This window comes from Streptomyces tirandamycinicus, assembly GCF_003097515.1.
Classification (GTDB): domain Bacteria; phylum Actinomycetota; class Actinomycetes; order Streptomycetales; family Streptomycetaceae; genus Streptomyces; species Streptomyces tirandamycinicus.
The window spans coordinates 640,053-659,167 of sequence record NZ_CP029188.1 but is presented as its reverse complement, the minus strand read 5'-3'; the positions used below and the strand labels follow the sequence as shown (position 1 = coordinate 659,167).

Genomic DNA, 19,115 nt, shown 5'->3' with positions numbered 1-19,115 from the left:
CGGAGCAGGGCTCGGGCAGCGCAACGGCGCGCTGCGCGGGCCCTGTCGCTTGTCCCCGACCCCCCTCTAGGAGTCATCAAGCATGAAGACGATCGACGAACTCCTCGCCGAAGGCGTCTCCGGCAAGCGGGTTCTCGTCCGCGCCGACCTGAACGTGCCCCTCGACGGCACCACGATCACCGACGACGGCCGTATCCGCGCCGTGCTGCCGACCGTGAAGGCCCTGGCCGGCGCGGGCGCGCGGGTCGTCGTCGCCTCGCACCTCGGCCGCCCGAAGGGTGCCCCGGACCCGGCCTTCTCCCTCGCCCCGGCCGCCGCCCGGCTCGGTGAACTGCTCGGCGCCGACGTGGCGTTCGCGACCGACACGGTCGGCGAGTCCGCCCGCGCGACCGTCTCCGGCCTCGGTGACGGCGATGTCGCCGTCCTGGAGAACCTGCGCTTCAACGCCGGGGAGACGTCGAAGGACGACGCCGAGCGCGGCGCCTTCGCCGACCAGCTCGCCTCCCTCGCCGATCTGTACGTCGGCGACGGCTTCGGGGCCGTCCACCGCAAGCACGCCTCGGTGTACGACCTCCCGGCCCGGCTGCCGCACGCCGCCGGCTACCTGGTCGCGGCCGAGGTGGCCGTGCTGCGCAAGCTCACCGAGGACGTCAAGCGGCCGTACGTGGTCGTCCTCGGCGGCGCCAAGGTCTCCGACAAGCTCGCCGTCATCGACTCGCTGCTTGGCAAGGCCGACCGCCTGCTGATCGGCGGCGGGATGGCGTACACCTTCCTCAAGGCCCAGGGCCACGAGGTCGGCACCTCCCTCCTCCAGGAGGACCAGGTGCCGGCGGTGCGGGAGTACCTGGAGCGGGCCGGGAAGAACGGCGTCGAGCTGGTGCTGCCGGTCGACGTGGTGGCCGCGCCCGAGTTCCCGGACCTCAAGACCAAGGCGCCCGCCGAGCACGGCACGGTGGACGCCGACGCCATCCCCGCCGACCGGGAGGGGCTGGACATCGGCCCGAAGACGCGCGAGCTGTACGCGTCCAGGATCGCCGATGCCGGCACGGTGTTCTGGAACGGCCCGCTGGGCGTCTTCGAGCACCCCGACTTCGCCGGCGGCACCCGGTCCATCGCCCAGGCACTCGTGGACAGCACGGCCTTCACCGTCGTCGGCGGCGGCGACTCGGCCGCCGCGGTCCGCACCCTGGGCTTCGACGAAAACGCATTCGGCCACATCTCGACCGGTGGCGGGGCGAGCCTCGAGTACCTCGAGGGCAAGACCCTTCCCGGCCTCGCCGCACTGGAGGACTGAACCCCACATGAGCACCCGTACCCCGCTGATGGCGGGCAACTGGAAGATGAACCTCAACCACCTCGAGGCCATCGCCCACGTCCAGAAGCTCGCCTTCGCGCTCACCGACAAGGACTACGACGCCGTGGACGTCGCGGTCCTGCCCCCCTTCACCGACCTGCGCTCCGTGCAGACCCTGGTGGACGGCGACAAGCTGAAGATCACCTACGGCGCCCAGGACCTCTCGGCGCACGACTCCGGCGCGTACACCGGTGAGATCTCCGGCACCATGCTGGCGAAGCTGAAGTGCGCCTACGTGGTCGTCGGCCACTCGGAGCGACGCCAGTACCACGCAGAGTCCGACGAGCTGTGCAACGCCAAGGTGAAGGCGGCGTTCCGGCACGGTCTGACCCCGATCCTCTGCGTCGGCGAGGGCCTCGACGTCCGCAAGGCCGGCCAGCAGGTCCAGTACACGCTGAACCAGATCGACGGCGGCCTGAAGGACGTCACGGCCGAGCAGGCCGAGACCCTGGTGATCGCCTACGAGCCGGTCTGGGCCATCGGCACCGGCGAGGTCGCCACCCCCGAGGACGCCCAGGAGGTCTGCGGGGCCATCCGCGGCCGGCTCGCCGAGCTGTACGGCCAGGAGGTGGCCGACAAGGTCCGGATCCAGTACGGCGGCTCGGTGAAGTCGAACAACGTCGCGGCGATCATGGCGCAGCCCGACGTGGACGGGGCCCTGGTCGGCGGCGCGTCCCTCGACGTGGACGAGTTCGTCAAGATCGTGCGCTTCCGGGACCAGTGAGCGGAAGGTAGCGCCGGTCACCCGCCTCGTCACCTTCGGTGAGGTGGTCCGGTCGGCGGCGAGGGTCGTGGAAACGGGCAACCTCGTCGTACGCTTGCGGGGGCCGAGGCTTGCGGGCCCGGCCCCCGTTCTCCTGATCAGTTGTTCAGTCTGATTCGTTCGTCCGAGGAAGTTGGTCCAGCCGTGGTTATGGGGTTCTCGATCGCCCTGATCGTCTTCAGCCTGCTGCTGATGCTGCTGGTGCTGATGCACAAGGGGAAGGGCGGCGGCCTCTCCGACATGTTCGGTGGCGGTATGCAGTCGTCCGTCGGCGGCTCCTCGGTCGCCGAGCGCAACCTGGACCGCATCACCATCGTGGTCGGTCTGATGTGGTTCGCGTGCATTGTCGTACTTGCTCTGCTGATGAAGCTGGGCGGCTGACCCACCGAGAGCGTCCCGGGGGTGGGGTGTAACTCCAATCACTGGACGAGCGTTGGGCCTTACGTAGACTGGGGCATCTTCGAGCACCATCACGCAGGGAGTTACGACCGTGGCAAGTGGCAACGCGATCCGGGGAAGCCGGGTCGGCGCGGGGCCGATGGGGGAGGCCGAGCGGGGCGAGTCCGCGCCGCGTCTGCGCATCTCCTTCTGGTGCTCGAACGGGCACGAGACTCAGCCGAGCTTCGCCAGTGACGCACAGGTTCCGGACAGCTGGGACTGCCCGCGCTGCGGGTTCCCGGCCGGCCAGGACCGGGACAACCCGCCGGACCCGCCGCGCACCGAGCCGTACAAGACGCACCTCGCGTATGTGCGCGAGCGGCGCAGTGACGCGGACGGCGAGGCGATCCTCGCCGAGGCGCTCGCGAAGCTCCGGGGCGAGATCTGAGCAGCTGACGCCGGGCCCGGCCGGCGGCGGAATCCAGGATTCCGCCGCCGGCCGGGCCCGATGCGTTCCCGTTCCGCCCGCACGCCGTTGCGTCGCGCCGACCGCCCTTCCGATCAACTAGGTTGGTGGGGCAGCGGGGCATGCAGTCAGGTACGAGAAGAAGTGGGCTGAAGATGAACGCAATCCGGCTCAACCGGAGGCCCGAGTGGGCTGCTCTGACCAAGCACCGGGAGCAGATGGCGGACACGCATCTGCGGGAGCTCTTCGCCGCGGATCCCGAGCGCGGCAGCCGGTACACCCTGAGGGCCGGCGATCTGCACCTCGACTACTCCAAGCACCGGGTGACCGACGAGACGCTGGCGCTGCTGCGGGACCTCGCCGCCGCCACCGGGGTCGCCGAGCTGCGGGACGCCATGTTCCGCGGCGAGAAGATCAACATCACGGAGGACCGGGCGGTGCTGCACCTCGCGCTCCGCGCGCCCCGCGACGCGGTCATCGAGGTCGACGGCGAGAACGTCGTACCGGCCGTGCACGCCGTGCTCGACAAGATGAGCGCCTTCGCCGAGCAGATCCGCTCGGGCCGCTGGACCGGGCACACCGGCAGGCCCATCAGGAACGTCGTCAACATCGGTATCGGCGGCTCCGACCTCGGCCCCGCGATGGCCTATGAGGCGCTGCGCGCCTACACCGCGCGGGACCTGGCGTTCCGCTTCGTCTCGAACGTGGACGGGGCCGACATCCACGAGGCGGTCCGCGACCTCGACCCCGCGGAGACGCTGTTCGTCATCGCCTCCAAGACGTTCACCACCGTCGAGACCATCACCAACGCCACCACGGCCCGCGAGTGGCTCCTCACCGGGCTCGGAGCGGGCCAGGAGGCCGTGGCCAAGCACTTCGTCGCACTGTCCACCAACGCGGACAAGGTCGCCGGCTTCGGTATCGACGTCGCCAACATGTTCGAGTTCTGGGACTGGGTCGGCGGCCGCTACTCCTACGACTCGGCCATCGGGCTGTCGCTGATGATCGCCATCGGCCCGGAGCGGTTCCGCGAGATGCTGGACGGGTTCCACCTCGTCGACGAGCACTTCCGCACGGCGCCGCCGGAGCGGAACGCGCCCATGCTGATGGGCCTCCTCGGCATCTGGTACGGCGACTTCCTCGACGCCCAGTCGCACGCGGTCCTGCCCTACTCGCACTACCTGAGCAAGTTCACCGCGTACCTGCAGCAGTTGGACATGGAGTCGAACGGCAAGTCCGTCGACCGCGAGGGCGAGCACGTCGACTGGCAGACCGGCCCCGTCGTCTGGGGCACCCCGGGCACCAACGGGCAGCACGCCTACTACCAGTTGATCCACCAGGGCACCAAGCTCATCCCGGCCGACTTCATCGGCTTCGCCGATCCCGTCGACGAACTGCCGGCCGGACCGGCGGGACACCACGACCTGCTGATGGCCAACTTCTTCGCCCAGACCCAGGCGCTCGCCTTCGGCAAGACCGCGGAGGAGGTACGGGCGGAGGGCGTGCCCGAGGAGCTGGTGCCGCACAAGACCTTCCGCGGCAACCACCCGACCACGACGATCCTCGCCGGCAAGCTGACGCCCTCCGTCCTCGGTCAGCTCGTCGCGCTCTACGAGCACAAGGTCTTCGTCCAGGGCGCCGTCTGGAACATCGACTCCTTCGACCAGTGGGGCGTCGAACTCGGCAAGGTCCTGGCCAAACGCCTGGAGCCGGTGCTCACCGAGGGCCGCGGCGGCGGCGACCTCGACAGCTCCACCGCCGCGCTGGTGTCCACGTACCGCACGCTGCGCGGCCGGAGCCCGCTGGGCGGCGGGGCGTAGGGGCGGCGGTCCGATGACGGGGGACCTGCCCGGGGAGGGGCCGGGGGAGGGGGCCGTCCGGCTGAGGCCGCCGAGGAACACGCTGAACGCACGGGCCGTCTGGTGGTGGCGCGCCCGGTGCCTGCTGACGACGGCCGTGCCGGTGGCCGTGCTCGCGGCCCTGGGCGCGTTCGCCGGGCCCGCCGGGACCTGGCTGTGGTACGCGGCCGGGGTCCTGGCGGTCCTCGGCCTGGCCGGCACGGCCTTCCTCCCGTCCTGGTGGTACCGGGTGCACCGCTGGGAGATCACGGACGAGGCCGTGTACCTCCGTACGGGCGCGCTCTGGCAGGAGTGGCGGATCGCGCCGATGTCCCGGATCCAGACCGTCGACACCGTACGCGGCCCGCTGGAGCAGCTCTTCCGGCTGGCCTCGGTCACCGTCACCACCGCCTCCGCCAAGGGCGCGCTCCGGATCGAGGGCCTGGACCACGAGGTCGCGGCCCGGCTGGCCGAGCGGCTGACGCGGATCACCCAGGCCACCCCCGGGGACGCCACATGAGCTCCGAGGACGGGCCGGACGGGGGCTGGCGGCGGCTCGACCCGCGCACCGTGCTCGTCACCGCCGCCGTGACGGCGGGGGTGGCGGGCGGTGCCGGGCTGCCCGTGCTGCTGGGGCTCACCGGGAGCATGCCGTGGTGGCAGGCGCTCGGCTGGGTGCTCGCCGGGGCGCTGGTGCTCGTCGCCGGGGCAGCGGGCGCGGACTGGCTCCGCTGGCGGCGCACCCGGTACCGCATCGGACCCGAGCGCGCCGAACTCCGCACCGGGCTGCTGCTGGTGAAGCGGCGCTCCCTGGCCCGCGAACGCATCCGCACCGTCGATCTGACAGCCCGTCCGCTGCTGCGGATACTCGGCCTGGTCAAGGTGCGGATCGGCACCGGAGAGCACACCGGCGGCGGGGAGTCCACACTGGAACTCGACCCGGTCACCCGGACCGAGGGCGAGCGCCTGCGCCGGGAACTGCTGGCCGGGCGGTCCGCCCTGGCACCGCAGGCCGACCGGGACGGGGTGCTCGCGGCCCTCGACCCCCGCTGGGTCCGCTACGCGCCGCTGTCCTTCGTCGCCCCCCTGCTCGGCGGTGCCGCGGTCGGAGCGGTCATGCAGGTGAGCCAGTGGTTCGGCGTGCAGGCCGAGGTGGTCGGCTGGGTCGGCGAGCGGTTCCGGGACACCCCGCTGCTCTGGACGGCCGTGGTGCTGGGCGCGCTGGCGCTGGCCGCCGGGGCCGCCGGGGCGCTCGGACTCTGGGTGGAGATGTGGTTCGGCTACCGGCTGGAACGCGAGCCGGGCGGCACCCTGCGGCTGCGCCGGGGGCTGCTCACCTCCCGCTCGCTGTCGATCGAGGAGCGCCGGCTGCGCGGAGTGGAGCTCGTCGAGCCCCTCGGCGTGCGGCTGTGCGGTGCCGCACGGGTGGACGCCGTGGCGACCGGCCTGGTGAAGGACGACGAGGGCAGGAACGCCGACCACCGCACGCTGCTGCCGCCCGCGCCGCGGCCGGTCGCCGACGGCGTCGTGGCCCGGGTGCTGCGGGAGCCGGTCCCGCCGACGAGCGCGCCGCTCACCGCACATCCCCCCGCGGCGCGCTCCCGCAGACTGCGCTGGGCCCTGGCCGCCGCCCTCGCGCCCGTCCTGCTGCTCGTCGCGCTGGGCCTGCTGGTGACGGACGTGCCGCTGTACGCCGCCGCGGTGTGCGGTGCGTTGTCCGTGCCGCTCGCGGTGCCGGCGGCGCTGGACGCGTACCGGAGTCTCGGCCACGCCCTCGACGGCGACTACCTGGTCGCCCGCTCCGGGACCGTCCGGCGGGCCACGGTGGCGCTGCGGCGCGACGGGGTCATCGGCTGGACGCTGAAGCAGTCGTGGTTCCAGCGCCGTGCCGGGGTGCTCACCCTGATCGCCACCACGGCGGCGGGCGACGGCGCGTACCCGGTGTACGACGCCGACGAGCACGAGATCCTGGACTTCGCCTCCCGGGCGGTGCCGGGGCTGCTGGAGCCGTTCCTCGAACGACCGGGCGGGCACGGCGGTTACGGCGAGCGCGGAGACCGCGGCGGCCACGGCGGGCACGGCGACCGCGGTGGTCACGGCGGGCACGGGGAGTGAGCGATACCACGTCCGGAACGGGCAGTTCCGCCCACCGGGACCGTGATCATGACTCTCATGAACATCTCAGCAGATCGCCGTTCGGTGCTCACCGCACTCGTCGGGGCCGCCGTCAGCGGCTCCGTGCTCGGCGGATTCGGGGCCTCGCCCGCGTACGCCACCGGAGAGAACGACGTCTACGTCTCCAACACCGACCTCTACACCAAGCTCGCGGGCAAGGAGGGCACCGAGTTCGGCCGGCGCTGGAAGCGCCATCAGTACGCCGACGAGAGCCGGACCGGGACTGCGCCGTTCAGCCGGACGACGATCATGGCGCTGCACGGGGGCGGCATCGAGGGCGGCACCTCCGAACTCTGCCTCGCCATCGCCGGCTACCACCCCGCCACCCTCGAACCCGTGCAGGACGGCCGTCCCGTACACGACTACTGGATGTTCGAGGGACTGCGCTCCTCCGGCAACCGGGAACTGCATGTCACGTCCACCAACTGCGACGACCGGGTCGCCCTCTCCCTGGCCGGGGGCAGTCTCAACGTGCTGAGCCTGCACGGCTGTACGGCCGCTCAGGCCGGCGCCCCGGCCTCCTCTCCTGAGGCCGTCGTGGTCGGCGGCGGCAGCACCGACTTCAAGGCAGCCCTGCACCTGGAGCTCGGGAACGCCGGGTTCACCACGATCGACGGGTCCACAGTGAAGGACCTCGCGGGCGTCCAGGCAAACAATCCCTGCAACCGCACCGTGCTCGGCGAGGGCGGCCAGCTGGAGATCACCGCGGAGCTGCGCACCGCCATGTTCGGGGTGTACACCAACGCGGGACGCCCCGGGAGCACCACCGAGGTGTTCTGGCGGTTCACGGCCGCCGCGCGGGCGGCGGTGGCCCGCCTGGAAGCCGAGCCGGGCCAGGTCCTGCTGTGACGGCCCGCGCGCGCTGAGACGGCGCACGGCCCGGTCCGCCGGTGGGGGCGGACCGGGCCGTGTCGCACCGGGCGGTGAGGCCGGGTCAGTAGTCCGGTCGCCTGACGGCGACACCCTGTGTGCGTGAAAATCGGTGCGTGGTCGTCCGGCGGACGTCGTCTCGCCTTGGCGCGTTCCGAGCCCGTGGGTCAGTAGGACGCTGGGGGTCCACCGACAGGCACCCGGATGTGTTGCTCCGAGCACGTGAATCAGACTCTTCCGCCTGCCGGACCCCCGCCGGACGGTCGCGTGCTCGCGGCCGACGACTGGAGGGGGTGCTGACGGGATGGAAGTGATCCACGAACGCTGCGCAGGAATCGACATCAGCAAGATCGACGTGAAGGTCTGCATCCGCGTGCCCAGCGGCACCGGCACGAGGCGCCGCAGCGAGGTGCGGACCTTCTCCGCGGTGACCTCCAGTCTGCTGGCGATGCGGGACTGGCTGCTCGCCGAGGGCATCACCGTGGTCGGCATGGAAGCCACCGGCGTGTACTGGAAACCGGTGTTCTACCTGCTGGAACACGACATGGAGTGCTGGCTGCTCAACGCCCGGCACATGAAGTCGGTGCCCGGCCGCAAGACCGACGTCAAGGACTCCGAGTGGATCGCCACGCTTGTCGAACACGGCCTGGTCCGCCCCAGCTTCGTGCCCCCGGAGCCGATCCGGCAGCTGCGGGACGTCACCCGCTACCGCACCGAGATCATCCGCGAACGCACCCGGGAGACCCAGCGGCTGGAGAAACTGCTGGAGGACACCGGCATCAAGCTGTCCGCCACCGTCTCCAACATCCTGGGCGTCTCCGGCCGCGCGATGCTCGAGGCCCTCATCGCCGGCGAGCGCGACCCGCACGACCTCGCCGACCTGGCCAAAGGCAGCATGCGCCGCAAGACCGACGCCCTCGTCGAGGCCCTCACCGGGAACTTCACCGCCCACCACGCCTTCCTGGCCCGGGCGATGCTGGACCGGATCGACGCCTGCACCGCCACCGAGACCAAGCTCAGCGAGCACATCGAGGTGATGCTGCAGCCCTTTCGCCGCCGCATCGAACTCCTCGTGACCATCCCCGGCGTCGACACCCGGGCAGCACAGGTGATCCTCTCCGAGATCGGCGCCGACATCACCCGCTTCCCCAGTGCGGCCGACCTGGCCTCCTGGGCCGGGGTGTGTCCGGGCAACCACCAGTCCGGCGGCAGAACCGGCAGCGGCAAGACCCGCCGGCGATCCCTGGCTGAAGGCCGCTCTCGGCCAGGCCGCCGTGTCCGCATCGCGGACCAAGGACACCTACCTCGCCGCCCGCTACCGGCGCATCGTCGCCCGCCGCGGCAAGAAACGCGCGCTGGTCGCCCTGGAGCACTCGATCCTGACCGCCGTCTGGCACATGTTCACCCACGACGCCGAATACGCCGACCTCGGCGGCCACTACTTCATCGAACGCACCGGCCGGGCCAGGCAGACCCGACGCCTGGTGAGCCAGCTCAACCAACTCGGCTACCAAGTCACCCTCCAAACAGAAGGAGCTGCCTGACCAGCAGGTACAGACACGGGACGGTGGATTTTCGAATCAGGCGGAGGCGGGCGGGTAGAGGTCGCGCGGCAGCTGGGACGCGGCCGCCGCGTCCAGCAGCCACAGCGTCCTCGACCTGCCGTACGCGCCGGCCGCCGGGGCCTGGATCTCGCCCGCGCCCGACAGGGCGATGCGCGCGGCGCCCGCCTTGTCCTCGCCGGCCGCGAGCAGCCACACCTCGCGCGCCGACCGGATCGCCGGGAGCGTCAGGGAGACGCGCGTCGGCGGGGGTTTCGGCGCCCCGTGGACGCCGACGACCGTGCGCTCGGTCTCCCGGACGGCGGGAAGCTCGGGGAACAGCGACGCGACATGGGTGTCCGGGCCGACGCCCAGCATCAGCACGTCGAACGCCGGCACGCCGCCGCCCCCGGGGGCGGCTTCCGATCGGTAGTGCTCGGGCCCCGCGGCGGCGGCCAGCTCCGCCGCGTACGCCGCGGCCGCGGCGTCCGGGTCGTTGCCGTGCGGCCCGTCCGACGCGGGCATCGGATGCACCCGGGCCGGGTCGAGCGGCACCGAGTCCAGCAGGGCCTCGCGGGCCTGGGTGACGTTGCGCTCCGGGTCCCCTTCGGGGAGGAAGCGCTCGTCGCCCCACCAGAGGTCCAGCCGGGTCCAGTCGACGGCGTCCCGCGCGGGCGCGGCGGCGAGCGCGGCCAGCAGGCCGTTGCCGTTGCGCCCGCCGGTGAGGACCACCGACGCCGAGCCCCGGGCGGCCTGGGCGTCCACGATCTTCGTGATCAGCCGTGCCGCCGCGGCCTGGGCCATCAGCTCCTTGTCGCGGTGGACGACCAGTTGCGGGGTGCTCACTTCGACGCCGCCTTCCTCGCCGGGGCCTTCGCGGACGTCTTCGCTCCGCTCTTGTCCCCGCCCGCTGCCGCGCCCTGCTCCCCGGACCGCTCCGCGGCCGCCGCCGGGCGCCTCCCGGCGCTCCCCGCCGCGGTCTTCCCCGCGGCGGAGCCGCCGCCGGTGGCCGCCCCGGCGGTCTGCTCGTTGAGCCGGTCGACCCCGAACCGCAGCGTCGTGGCGTATATGTCGTCAGGGTCCAGCCGCCGCAGCTCCTCGGCCAGCAGCTCGGCGGTGTCACGCCGCTTCAGCGCCACCGCGCGGTCCGGCTGGCCCTCGATGGACAGCGTCGCCAGCGACCCGTCGGCGCGGTCCAGCACGATGGTGCCGCTGTCCGTCGCCAGCCGTACGGCCGTGAGGCCGGGACCGCCCGAGGCCGTGCGGCTGACGGGCACGTCCAGCCGGTCGCCGAGCCACATCCCGAGCAGCTCGCAGCTCGGGTTGAACTCCTCGCCCTCGACCTCGGCCCCGGTGATGCGCCAATCCACCTGGTCCAGCGCCGCCGCGAGCATCGAGCGCCACGGGGTGATCCGGGTCCAGGACAGATCCGTGTCGCCCGGGGTGTAGGCGTCGGCGCGCGCGGTCAGCTCGGCGACGGGCTGCTCGCAGGCGTAGGTGTCGGTGACCCGCCGCTGGGCCAGTGCCCCGAGGGGGTCGCCGGCCGGGTCCACCGGCGCGTTCACCGGCCACCACACCACCACCGGGGCGTCCGGCAGCAGCAGCGGCAGCACCACGGACTGGGCGTGGTCGGCGACCTCGCCGTACAGCCGCAGGACGACGGTCTCGCCGGTGCCCGCGTCCGCACCGACCCGCACCTCGGCGTCCAGGCGCGCCTTGGCCCGGTCGCGCGGCGAGCGGGAGACCCGCTTGATGACCACGAGCTTGCGCGAGGGGTGCTCGCGGGCCGCCTCGTTGGCCGCCTTCAGCGCGTCGTAGGCGTTCTCCTCGTCGGTGACGATGACGAGGGTGAGGACCATGCCGACGGCAGGGGTGCCGATCGCCCGCCGGCCCTGCACCAGCGCCTTGTTGATCTTGCCGGAGGTGGTGTCCGTAAGGTCGATCTTCATGGCCGGCGCCAGCTCCGTCCGTCTCGTGCGAGCATGTCGTCCGCCTCGACCGGACCCCATGTCCCGGCCGGGTAGTGCGCGGGCCTGCCGTGCTTGTCCCAGTACTCCTCGATCGGGTCGAGGATCTTCCAGGACAGCTCGACCTCCTCGACCCGGGGGAAGAGGTTCGAGTCGCCGAGCAGCACGTCGAGGATCAGCCGCTCGTAGGCCTCCGGGCTGGACTCGGTGAAGGACTCGCCGTAGGCGAAGTCCATGGAGACGTCGCGGACCTCCAGTGAGGTGCCGGGCACCTTCGAGCCGAAGCGCAGGGTCACGCCCTCGTCCGGCTGCACCCGGATGACCAGGGCGTTCTGCCCCAGCTCCTGGGTGGCCGTGCGGTCGAAGGGGGAGTGCGGCGCACGCTGGAAGACGACCGCGATCTCGGTGACCCGGCGGCCGAGCCGCTTGCCGGTCCGCAGGTAGAACGGCACTCCGGCCCAGCGCCGGTTGTCGATCTCCAGTTTTATCGCCGCGTAGGTGTCGGTCTTGGAGTGGCCGTCGATGCCGTCCTCCTCGAGGTACCCGACGACCTTGGCGCCGCCCTGCCAGCCGGCCGCGTACTGGGCGCGCACGGTGCCGGCGGCCAGGTCGCGGGGCAGCTTCACGGCTCCCAGCACCTTGGTCTTCTCCGCGGCCAGCGAGTCCGCCTCGAACGAGGCGGGCTCCTCCATCGCGGTCAGCGCCAGCAGCTGGAGCAGGTGGTTCTGGATGACGTCGCGCGCCGCGCCGATGCCGTCGTAGTAGCCGGCCCGGCCGCCGATGCCGATGTCCTCGGCCATGGTGATCTGGACGTGGTCGACGTACGAGCGGTTCCAGAGCGGCTCGAAGAGGGTGTTGGCGAAGCGGAGCGCCAGGATGTTCTGGACGGTCTCCTTGCCCAGGTAGTGGTCGATGCGGAAGACCTGGTCCGGTTCGAACACGTCGTGGACGAGCGAGTTGAGCTCCATCGCGGACGCAAGGTCGTGGCCGAACGGCTTCTCGATGACGGCGCGCCGCCATGAGCCGTCCTTCTGCTCCGCGAGCCCGTGCTTCTTCAGCTGCTTGACGACCTTGGGGAAGAACTTCGGCGGCACCGACAGGTAGAAGGCGAAGTTGCCGCCCGTCCCCTGCACCTGGTCGAGCTCCGTGATGGTCTTCTTCAGGTTCTCGAACGCGTCGTCGTCGTCGAACTCGCCGGGGACGAAACGCATGCCCTGGATGAGCTGCTGCCAGACCTCCTCCCGGAAGGGGGTGCGGGAGTGCTCCTTCACCGCCTCGTGGACCTCGTGTGCGAAGTCCTGGTCGTCCCACTCGCGCCGGGCGAAGCCCACGAGCGAGAAGCCCGGCGGCAGCAGCCCGCGGTTGGCGAGGTCGTACACGGCCGGCATCAGCTTCTTCCGTGACAAATCGCCCGTGACGCCGAAGATCACCAGACCCGACGGCCCCGCGATGCGCGGGAGCCGTCGGTCCGCGGCGTCACGGAGCGGATTCGCTCCGTGTGCGGAAGTCACGGTGTTCAGCCCTCCGAGGGAGCGAGGCGCTCGAGCTCCGCCTCGGTCGACTTGAGCAGGTCGTTCCAGGACGCCTCGAACTTCTCGACGCCCTCGTCCTCGAGCAGCTGCACGACGTCGTCGTACGAGATCCCGAGCGCCTCGACGGCGTCGATCTCGGCCCGGGCCTGCTCGTACGTCCCGTGCACCGTGTCGCCGGTGATCCGCCCGTGGTCGGCGGTCGCCTCCAGGGTGGCCTCCGGCATGGTGTTGACCGTGCCCGGGGCGACCAGCTGGTCCACGTACATCGTGTCCGGGTACGCAGGGTCCTTGACCCCGGTCGAGGCCCACAGCGGGCGCTGCGGGTTGGCCTGCGCCTTGTCGAGTGCGGCCCAGCGCTCCGACGGCGGCGTCGACGTGTCGGCCGAGCCGAACACCTCCTCGTAGGCCTGGTAGGCGAGGCGGGCGTTGGCGATGGCCGCCTTGCCGCGGAGCTGCTTCGCCTCGTCGGTGCCCAGGGCGTCCAGCCGCTTGTCGATCTCGGTGTCCACCCGGGACACGAAGAACGACGCCACCGAACGGATCTTGGAGAGGTCCAGGCCCGCGGCCTTCGCCTTCTCCAGGCCGGCCAGATAGGCGTCCATCACCTCGCGGTAGCGCTCCAGCGAGAAGATCAGCGTGACGTTGACGCTGATGCCGAGGCCGATGACCTCGGTGATCGCCGGAAGGCCGGCCCGGGTGGCCGGGATCTTGATGAACGTGTTCGGCCGGTCCACCAGCCAGGCCAGCTGCCTGGCCTCGGCGACGGTCGCCGCCGTGTGGTGCGCCAGCCGCGGGTCGACCTCGATCGACACCCGGCCGTCCTGGCCGCCCGTCGCGTCGAACACCGGGCGCAGCACGTCCGCGGCGTCGCGTACGTCCGCGGTGGTGATCATGCGGAGGGCTTCCTCCACGGTCACCCGGCGGGTGGCGAGGTCGGAGACCTGCGGCTCGTACCCGTCGCCGGACGAGATGGCCTTCTGGAAGATGGACGGGTTGGTGGTGACGCCCACGACGTGCTGCTGGTCGATGAGCTCGGCCAGGTTGCCGGACGTGATGCGCTTGCGCGACAGGTCGTCGAGCCAGATCGCGACGCCTTCGTCGGAGAGGCGCTTGAGTGCGTCTGTCATGAGAGTTGCATCTCCTACTGGTCGTAGTGACGGCGTCAGCCCGCGGTGGCGGCGGTCCCGGTCGTCGTCGAACCGAGCACGGCCCGCGCGGCGGCGGCCACCGCCTCGGGGGTGAAGCCGAACTCGCGGAACAGCACCTTGCCGTCGGCCGAGGCACCGAAGTGCTCCAGCGACACGATCCGGCCGGCGTCGCCGACGAAGCGGTGCCAGGTGAGCCCGACACCGGCCTCCACGGCCACCCGTGCCTTCACCGAGGGGGGCAGCACCGAGTCCCGGTACCCCTGGTCCTGCTCGTCGAACCACTCGACGGACGGCATCGAGACGACCCGCGTCGCGATGCCCTCGGCCTGGAGCTGCTCGCGGGCCTCCACGGCCAGGTGCACCTCGGAGCCGGTGGCGATCAGCACGACCTGGGGCTCCGCGCTCTCCCCGCCCGGGCCCTCGGCCTCGAACATGACGTAACCGCCCCTGGCCGCGTCCTCGTTGGGCTCGTACGTCGGCACGCCCTGGCGGGTCAGCGCCAGACCGTGCGGGGTGCCCACGCGGAACTCCTTCGTCCAGCGACGCAGGATCTCGCGCCAGGCGATCGCGGTCTCGTTGGCGTCGGCCGGACGGACCACGTTCAGACCCGGGATGGCGCGCAGCGAGGCGAGGTGCTCCACCGGCTGGTGCGTCGGGCCGTCCTCGCCGAGGCCGATCGAGTCGTGGGTCCAGACGTACGTCACCGGCAGGTGCATCAGCGCCGACAGCCGGACCGCGTTGCGCATGTAGTCGGAGAAGACGAGGAACGTACCGCCGTAGACACGGGTGTTGCCGTGCAGCGTGATGCCGTTCATGATCGCGGCCATCGCGTGCTCGCGGATACCGAAGTGGATCGTGCGGCCGTAGGGGTCCGCTTCCGCCAGCGGGTTGCCCTTCGGCAGGAACGACGAGGTCTTGTCGATCGTGGTGTTGTTCGAGCCCGCGAGGTCGGCGGAACCGCCCCACAGCTCCGGTACCACGCCGCCGAGCGCCTGCAGCACCTTGCCGGACGCGGCGCGGGTCGCGACCGCCTTGCCGGTCTCGAACACCGGGAGCTTCTCCTCCCAGCCGGCCGGCAGTTCGCCCGCGCGGATCCGGTCGAACTCGGCGGCGCGCTCCGGGTTGGCGGCGCGCCACTCGGCGAACGCCTTCTCCCACTCGTCGCGGGCGGTGCGCCCGCGGTCCAGGGCCTCGCGGGTGTGGCGGATGACCTCGTCGGAGACCTCGAAGGTCCGCTCCGGGTCGAAACCGAGGACCCGCTTGGTGGCCGCCACCTCGTCGTCGCCCAGCGCGGCGCCGTGCGCCGCCTCGGTGTTCTGCGCGTTCGGCGCGGGCCACGCGATGATCGAGCGGGCGGCGATGAAGGACGGACGCCCGGTCTCCTCCTTCGCCGCCTTCAGCGCCTCGTACAGCCCGACCGGGTCCAGGTCGCCGTTCGGCAGCTGCGCCACGCGCTGGACGTGCCAGCCGTACGCCTCGTACCGCTTCAGGGTGTCCTCGGAGACCGCGGTCTCGGTGTCGCCCTCGATGGAGATGTGGTTGTCGTCCCACAGCAGCACCAGGTTGCCGAGCTTCTGGTGCCCGGCGAGCGAGGACGCCTCGTGGGAGATGCCCTCCTGGAGGCAGCCGTCACCGGCGACGACCCACACGGTGTGGTCGAACGGGGAGGTGCCGGGAGCGGCGTCCGGGTCGAACAGGCCGCGCTCGTAGCGGGCGGCCATGGCCATGCCGACGGCGTTGGCGACGCCCTGGCCGAGCGGGCCGGTCGTCGTCTCCACGCCCGTGGTGTGCCCGTACTCGGGGTGGCCCGGGGTCCTGGAGTCCCACGTGCGGAAGGACTTGAGGTCGTCGAGCTCCAGGCCGTACCCGGCCAGGTAGAGCTGGATGTAGAGGGTCAGGCTGGAGTGACCCGCGGAGAGCACGAATCGGTCACGGCCGGTCCAGTCCGCGTCGGCCGGGTCGTGCCGCATCAGCTTCTGGAAGAGGACGTACGCCGCGGGGGCCAGGCTCATCGCCGTACCGGGATGGCCGTTGCCGACCTTCTGTACGGCGTCAGCGGCGAGGACGCGGACGGTGTCCACGGCCCGCTGGTCCAATGCGGTCCACTCGAGGTCTGTGGTGGTCGGCTTGGTGCTCACCCTGGGTCAGGGCTCCTCTCCACATGTTCAGGTCCCGGTGACAAGGGGTACCGGGCGGTGTCGAGCCTACCCTCGCAGCAACGTGCGTCCTTTCGGGTGCACGTCTCTCCAATCGGACACATCAACCAGCCTGCGGGTACCGGCGCGACTTCGCCTGTTGTCGACGGCTGACTCCGGTGATTACGGACGCGGCGGCGGCAGCGCTCAACACGACCCACCCCCGCGAAGATCGGCATGGGGCCAACGTCTAGAGTGGCGTGGTACGCGCAAGCCTTCACCGGGCATTCACGCCTCCACGACCCTCCCGGGTACGAGGGATGCCCCCGCGAAGCTTGCTGGGAATTCTCTGTCAGGGGTGTGCGTGACGGCCGTCGAGTCCCGACCCGCCGGGGTCGTCTTGACTCCCAGCCCGGGGGGCCGCCGGCCGTTCGGGGCCCGCGTCAAGGCATTCGTGGCGCTGACCAAGCCGCGGATCATCGAGCTGCTTCTCATCACCACCGTACCGGTGATGTTCCTGGCCGCGCAGGGCGTGCCGGACCTCTGGCTCGTGGTCGCCACCTGCGTCGGCGGATACCTCTCCGCGGGCGGTGCCAACGCGCTCAACATGTACATCGACCGCGACATCGACGCCCTGATGGACCGCACCGCGCAGCGCCCGCTGGTCACCGGCATGGTGTCGCCGCGCGAGGGCCTGGTCTTCGGCATCACCCTGGCCGTGGTCTCCACGCTCTGGTTCGGACTGCTCGTCAACTGGCTGTCGGCGGCCCTGGCGCTCGGCGCACTCCTCTTCTACGTCGTCGTCTACACGATGCTGCTGAAGCGGCGCACCGCGCAGAACATCGTCTGGGGCGGCATCGCGGGCTGCATGCCGGTGCTGATCGGCTGGTCCGCCGTCACCGACTCCGTGTCGTGGGCCGCCGTCGTCCTCTTCCTCGTCATCTTCTTCTGGACCCCGCCGCACTACTGGCCGCTGTCGATGAAGGTGAAGGAGGACTACGCGCGCGTGGGCGTGCCGATGCTCCCCGTCATCGCCTCCAACAAGGTCGTCGCCCGGCAGATCGTCGTCTACAGCTGGGTGATGGTGGGCGTCTCGCTGCTGCTGACCCCGCTCGGCTACACCGGCTGGTTCTACACGGCCGTGGCCCTGGCGACCGGCGGCTGGTGGCTCTGGGAGGCGCACGCCCTGCAGGGCCGCGCCAAGGCCGGCGTGACGGGCGGGAAGCTCAAGGAGATGCGGCTCTTCCACTGGTCCATCACCTATGTCTCGCTGCTGTTCGTCGCCGTCGCCGTGGACCCCTTCCTGCGCTGACCGGCCGCCCGGGGCCGACCCGGGCACGGCGTGGCCGAGGCCACGCGACCGGACGGTCGCCCGGCGATCTACCCGGGAGTAGCATCCTGGTCATGGCAGACACCCAGGTTGACGAGAAGCAGTCCGCGAAGGCCGAGCGGAAGGCCGCGAAGCTCGCCCGGCAGATCGGCGCCTTCGCAAAGGCGCACGGCGGCGCGGAGGGCCAGCTCGCCTACATCGGCCAGACGGGCACCCGGATCGTGCTCGTCGGCGAGGACGGCGGCTGGGGAGACCTGGTCGCGCCGACCCACGAGATCGCCGTCAGGGCCGCCGAGAAGTCCGGCATCACCCTGCACGAGTCCTTCGACGGCGAGTTCGCCCTGAAGGTCCGCACCGGACCGTACGAGTGGACCCGGATGGCGGGTATCCAGCTCGGCGGCCCGTCGAACGGCTGACCGCTCCGTGCCCGGTGAGGGCACCGGAGCACGGCCGTCGCGGCCCGGGGCAGCACCTCGCGCGGGGCTCACCCGTTAGGACGGGTGCAACGACGTCCTGCGCTGGGAGCCCCGGATGATCGACACCCCGTCCCTGGTGGATCAGTACTGCCACGGCGTCCTCCGCACGGAGCTGGGCCTCGGCACCTTCGAGGCCCACCTCGGGGGGACGGGCGGGCCGCCCGCGCCCGGCACCACCTTCTTCGACACCCAGACCGGCTTCGCCGTGCGCCGCTGGTGCCCGCCGCTGCTGGGCCTCGAACCCCACTGCCCGCCCGCGCGCTACCTCGCGCGCCGCCGGGAGCTCGGCGTCCTCGAATCCGGCAGACGGCTGCTGCGGGCGACCGGGATCTCCACCTACCTCGTGGACACCGGTCTGCCCGGCGACCTCACCTCGGTGCCCGAGACCGCCGCGGCGGGCATGGCGGACGCCCATGAGATCGTGCGCCTGGAACTGCTCGCCGAGCAGGTCGCCGACACCTCGGGCACCGTCGACGCGTTCCTCGCCAACCTCGCCGAGGCCGTGCACGGCGCGGCCGACTCGGCCGTCGCCCTCACCTCGGTCGCGGCACTGCGGCACTGCGCCTCCGTCGCCCCCGAGCCGCCGGGGCCGGGCGAGGTGCGCGGCGCCGCCGGGCGCTGGCTGGACGGGCGGACGGTCGGCGGCCGGCTCACCGACCCCGTCCTGCTCGGTCACCTGCTGTGGATCGCCGTCGCCGCGGGACGGCCGCTGCAGATCCACGTCGGGGTGGGCGATCCGCTGCCGCTGACCGGCTTCGCGGCGGCCACCGCCGGCCTCGGCACCGATCTGGTGCTGCTGCACGGCTACCCGTACCACCGCCACGCCGCGCATCTGGCGAGCGTCTTCCCGCATGTGTACGCCGATGTCGGGCCCGCCCTCGCCCGCACCGGCGCGGGCGCGGCCGCCGTCCTCGCCGAGACCCTGGAGCACGCCCCGTTCGGGAAACTGCTGTTCGCCAGCGGGTCCCGGGGGCTGCCCGAGCTCCATGTCGTCGGGGCGCGGATCTTCCGGGAGGCACTGGAGCGGGTGCTCGGCGGCTGGGTGCGCGACGGGGCCTGGTGCCGGGCGGACGCCCAGCGGGTCGCCGGGATGATCGCGGCCGGCAACGCCCGCCGCGTCTACGGCCTCGCCGGCTGAACGG

16 protein-coding genes and 1 pseudogene are annotated in these 19,115 nt (G+C 71.8%); 12 read left to right on the top strand and 5 right to left on the bottom strand.

What is annotated here, in order from left to right:
• The first annotated feature begins 82 nt into the window (after nucleotides 1-82).
• The 9 genes and pseudogenes from DDW44_RS02940 to DDW44_RS02900 all read left to right on the top strand — a co-directional run bounded on the left by DDW44_RS02940 (nucleotide 83) and on the right by DDW44_RS02900 (nucleotide 9,388).
• Nucleotides 83-1,294 (top strand): phosphoglycerate kinase, encoded by a 1,212-nt coding sequence (locus tag DDW44_RS02940; RefSeq protein ID WP_017948795.1) that lies wholly within the window; start codon nucleotides 83-85, stop codon nucleotides 1,292-1,294.
• A 7-nt stretch (nucleotides 1,295-1,301) separates the two neighbouring features.
• A complete protein-coding gene (gene tpiA / locus DDW44_RS02935; protein WP_018890249.1) occupies nucleotides 1,302-2,078 on the top strand; it encodes a triose-phosphate isomerase in 777 nt (258 codons plus the stop codon).
• Nucleotides 2,079-2,261: 183 nt separating this feature from the next.
• Nucleotides 2,262-2,498: a preprotein translocase subunit SecG gene (secG, locus tag DDW44_RS02930; protein ID WP_170813917.1), complete on the top strand. Its 237-nt coding sequence runs from the start codon at nucleotides 2,262-2,264 to the stop codon at nucleotides 2,496-2,498.
• Nucleotides 2,499-2,607: 109 nt separating this feature from the next.
• The gene (locus DDW44_RS02925) at nucleotides 2,608-2,943 is read left to right on the top strand and encodes an RNA polymerase-binding protein RbpA (protein WP_078503510.1); all 336 of its coding nucleotides are present in this window, start codon (nucleotides 2,608-2,610) and stop codon (nucleotides 2,941-2,943) included.
• A gap of 173 nt (nucleotides 2,944-3,116) precedes the next feature.
• A complete protein-coding gene (gene pgi, locus DDW44_RS02920) occupies nucleotides 3,117-4,781 on the top strand; it encodes a glucose-6-phosphate isomerase (protein WP_026165430.1) in 1,665 nt (554 codons plus the stop codon).
• Nucleotides 4,782-4,794: 13 nt separating this feature from the next.
• Nucleotides 4,795-5,319 carry a PH domain-containing protein gene (locus DDW44_RS02915; RefSeq protein WP_018890247.1) on the top strand — a complete coding sequence of 175 codons (525 nt, stop codon included), beginning with the start codon at nucleotides 4,795-4,797 and terminating at the stop codon, nucleotides 5,317-5,319.
• Nucleotides 5,316-6,914: a PH domain-containing protein gene (locus tag DDW44_RS02910; RefSeq protein WP_108905432.1), complete on the top strand. Its 1,599-nt coding sequence runs from the start codon at nucleotides 5,316-5,318 to the stop codon at nucleotides 6,912-6,914. The genes DDW44_RS02915 and DDW44_RS02910 overlap by 4 nt, the downstream gene beginning before the upstream one ends.
• Nucleotides 6,915-6,971: 57 nt before the next feature.
• Nucleotides 6,972-7,823: a poly-gamma-glutamate hydrolase family protein gene (locus tag DDW44_RS02905; protein WP_199787361.1), complete on the top strand. Its 852-nt coding sequence runs from the start codon at nucleotides 6,972-6,974 to the stop codon at nucleotides 7,821-7,823.
• Between the two features lie 325 nt (nucleotides 7,824-8,148).
• Nucleotides 8,149-9,388, top strand: a pseudogene (locus DDW44_RS02900) (IS110 family RNA-guided transposase).
• Nucleotides 9,389-9,424: 36 nt separating this feature from the next.
• On the opposite strand, the gene pgl reads toward DDW44_RS02900, so the two are convergent.
• From pgl to tkt, 5 genes are read right to left on the bottom strand one after another with little or no spacing between them, the layout of a single operon-like run.
• On the bottom strand, nucleotides 9,425-10,231 hold the full coding sequence (pgl, locus tag DDW44_RS02895) for a 6-phosphogluconolactonase (RefSeq protein WP_018890244.1): 807 nt from the start codon (nucleotides 10,229-10,231) through the stop codon (nucleotides 9,425-9,427).
• Complete coding sequence (gene opcA, locus DDW44_RS02890; RefSeq protein ID WP_018890243.1) at nucleotides 10,228-11,334, bottom strand: glucose-6-phosphate dehydrogenase assembly protein OpcA; 1,107 nt, start codon at nucleotides 11,332-11,334, stop codon at nucleotides 10,228-10,230. Before opcA ends, pgl begins: the two co-directional genes overlap by 4 nt.
• Nucleotides 11,331-12,863 (bottom strand): glucose-6-phosphate dehydrogenase, encoded by a 1,533-nt coding sequence (gene zwf, locus DDW44_RS02885; RefSeq protein WP_017948805.1) that lies wholly within the window; start codon nucleotides 12,861-12,863, stop codon nucleotides 11,331-11,333. The genes opcA and zwf overlap by 4 nt, the downstream gene beginning before the upstream one ends.
• Before the next feature lie 5 nt (nucleotides 12,864-12,868).
• Entirely contained in the window at nucleotides 12,869-14,011 is a 1,143-nt protein-coding gene (gene tal, locus DDW44_RS02880; RefSeq protein ID WP_108905431.1) for a transaldolase, read from the bottom strand.
• 35 nt (nucleotides 14,012-14,046) lie between these two features.
• Entirely contained in the window at nucleotides 14,047-16,170 is a 2,124-nt protein-coding gene (gene tkt / locus DDW44_RS02875) for a transketolase (RefSeq protein WP_108905430.1), read from the bottom strand.
• 361 nt (nucleotides 16,171-16,531) lie between these two features.
• On the opposite strand from tkt, the gene DDW44_RS02870 reads away from it, so the two are divergent.
• The 3 genes from DDW44_RS02870 (at nucleotide 16,532) to DDW44_RS02860 (ending at nucleotide 19,111) form a co-directional block, all read left to right on the top strand.
• Entirely contained in the window at nucleotides 16,532-17,479 is a 948-nt protein-coding gene (locus DDW44_RS02870) for a heme o synthase (RefSeq protein WP_018890240.1), read from the top strand.
• Nucleotides 17,480-17,571: 92 nt separating this feature from the next.
• The gene (locus DDW44_RS02865; protein ID WP_108905429.1) at nucleotides 17,572-17,913 is read left to right on the top strand and encodes a hypothetical protein; all 342 of its coding nucleotides are present in this window, start codon (nucleotides 17,572-17,574) and stop codon (nucleotides 17,911-17,913) included.
• A gap of 115 nt (nucleotides 17,914-18,028) precedes the next feature.
• Complete coding sequence (locus DDW44_RS02860; protein WP_108905428.1) at nucleotides 18,029-19,111, top strand: amidohydrolase family protein; 1,083 nt, start codon at nucleotides 18,029-18,031, stop codon at nucleotides 19,109-19,111.
• The last annotated feature ends 4 nt before the right edge of the window (nucleotides 19,112-19,115 follow it).

Coding starts and splice junctions, on each gene's coding strand:
- DDW44_RS02915 (WP_018890247.1), top strand. CDS start 4,795: ATGACGGGGGACCTGCCCGGGGAGGGGCCGGGGGAGGGGGCCGTCCGG.
- tal (WP_108905431.1), bottom strand. CDS start 14,011: ATGACAGACGCACTCAAGCGCCTCTCCGACGAAGGCGTCGCGATCTGG.
- DDW44_RS02905 (WP_199787361.1), top strand. CDS start 6,972: ATGAACATCTCAGCAGATCGCCGTTCGGTGCTCACCGCACTCGTCGGG.
- DDW44_RS02910 (WP_108905432.1), top strand. CDS start 5,316: ATGAGCTCCGAGGACGGGCCGGACGGGGGCTGGCGGCGGCTCGACCCG.
- DDW44_RS02865 (WP_108905429.1), top strand. CDS start 17,572: ATGGCAGACACCCAGGTTGACGAGAAGCAGTCCGCGAAGGCCGAGCGG.
- DDW44_RS02940 (WP_017948795.1), top strand. CDS start 83: ATGAAGACGATCGACGAACTCCTCGCCGAAGGCGTCTCCGGCAAGCGG.
- tpiA (WP_018890249.1), top strand. CDS start 1,302: ATGAGCACCCGTACCCCGCTGATGGCGGGCAACTGGAAGATGAACCTC.
- DDW44_RS02860 (WP_108905428.1), top strand. CDS start 18,029: ATGATCGACACCCCGTCCCTGGTGGATCAGTACTGCCACGGCGTCCTC.
- opcA (WP_018890243.1), bottom strand. CDS start 11,334: ATGAAGATCGACCTTACGGACACCACCTCCGGCAAGATCAACAAGGCG.
- pgi (WP_026165430.1), top strand. CDS start 3,117: ATGAACGCAATCCGGCTCAACCGGAGGCCCGAGTGGGCTGCTCTGACC.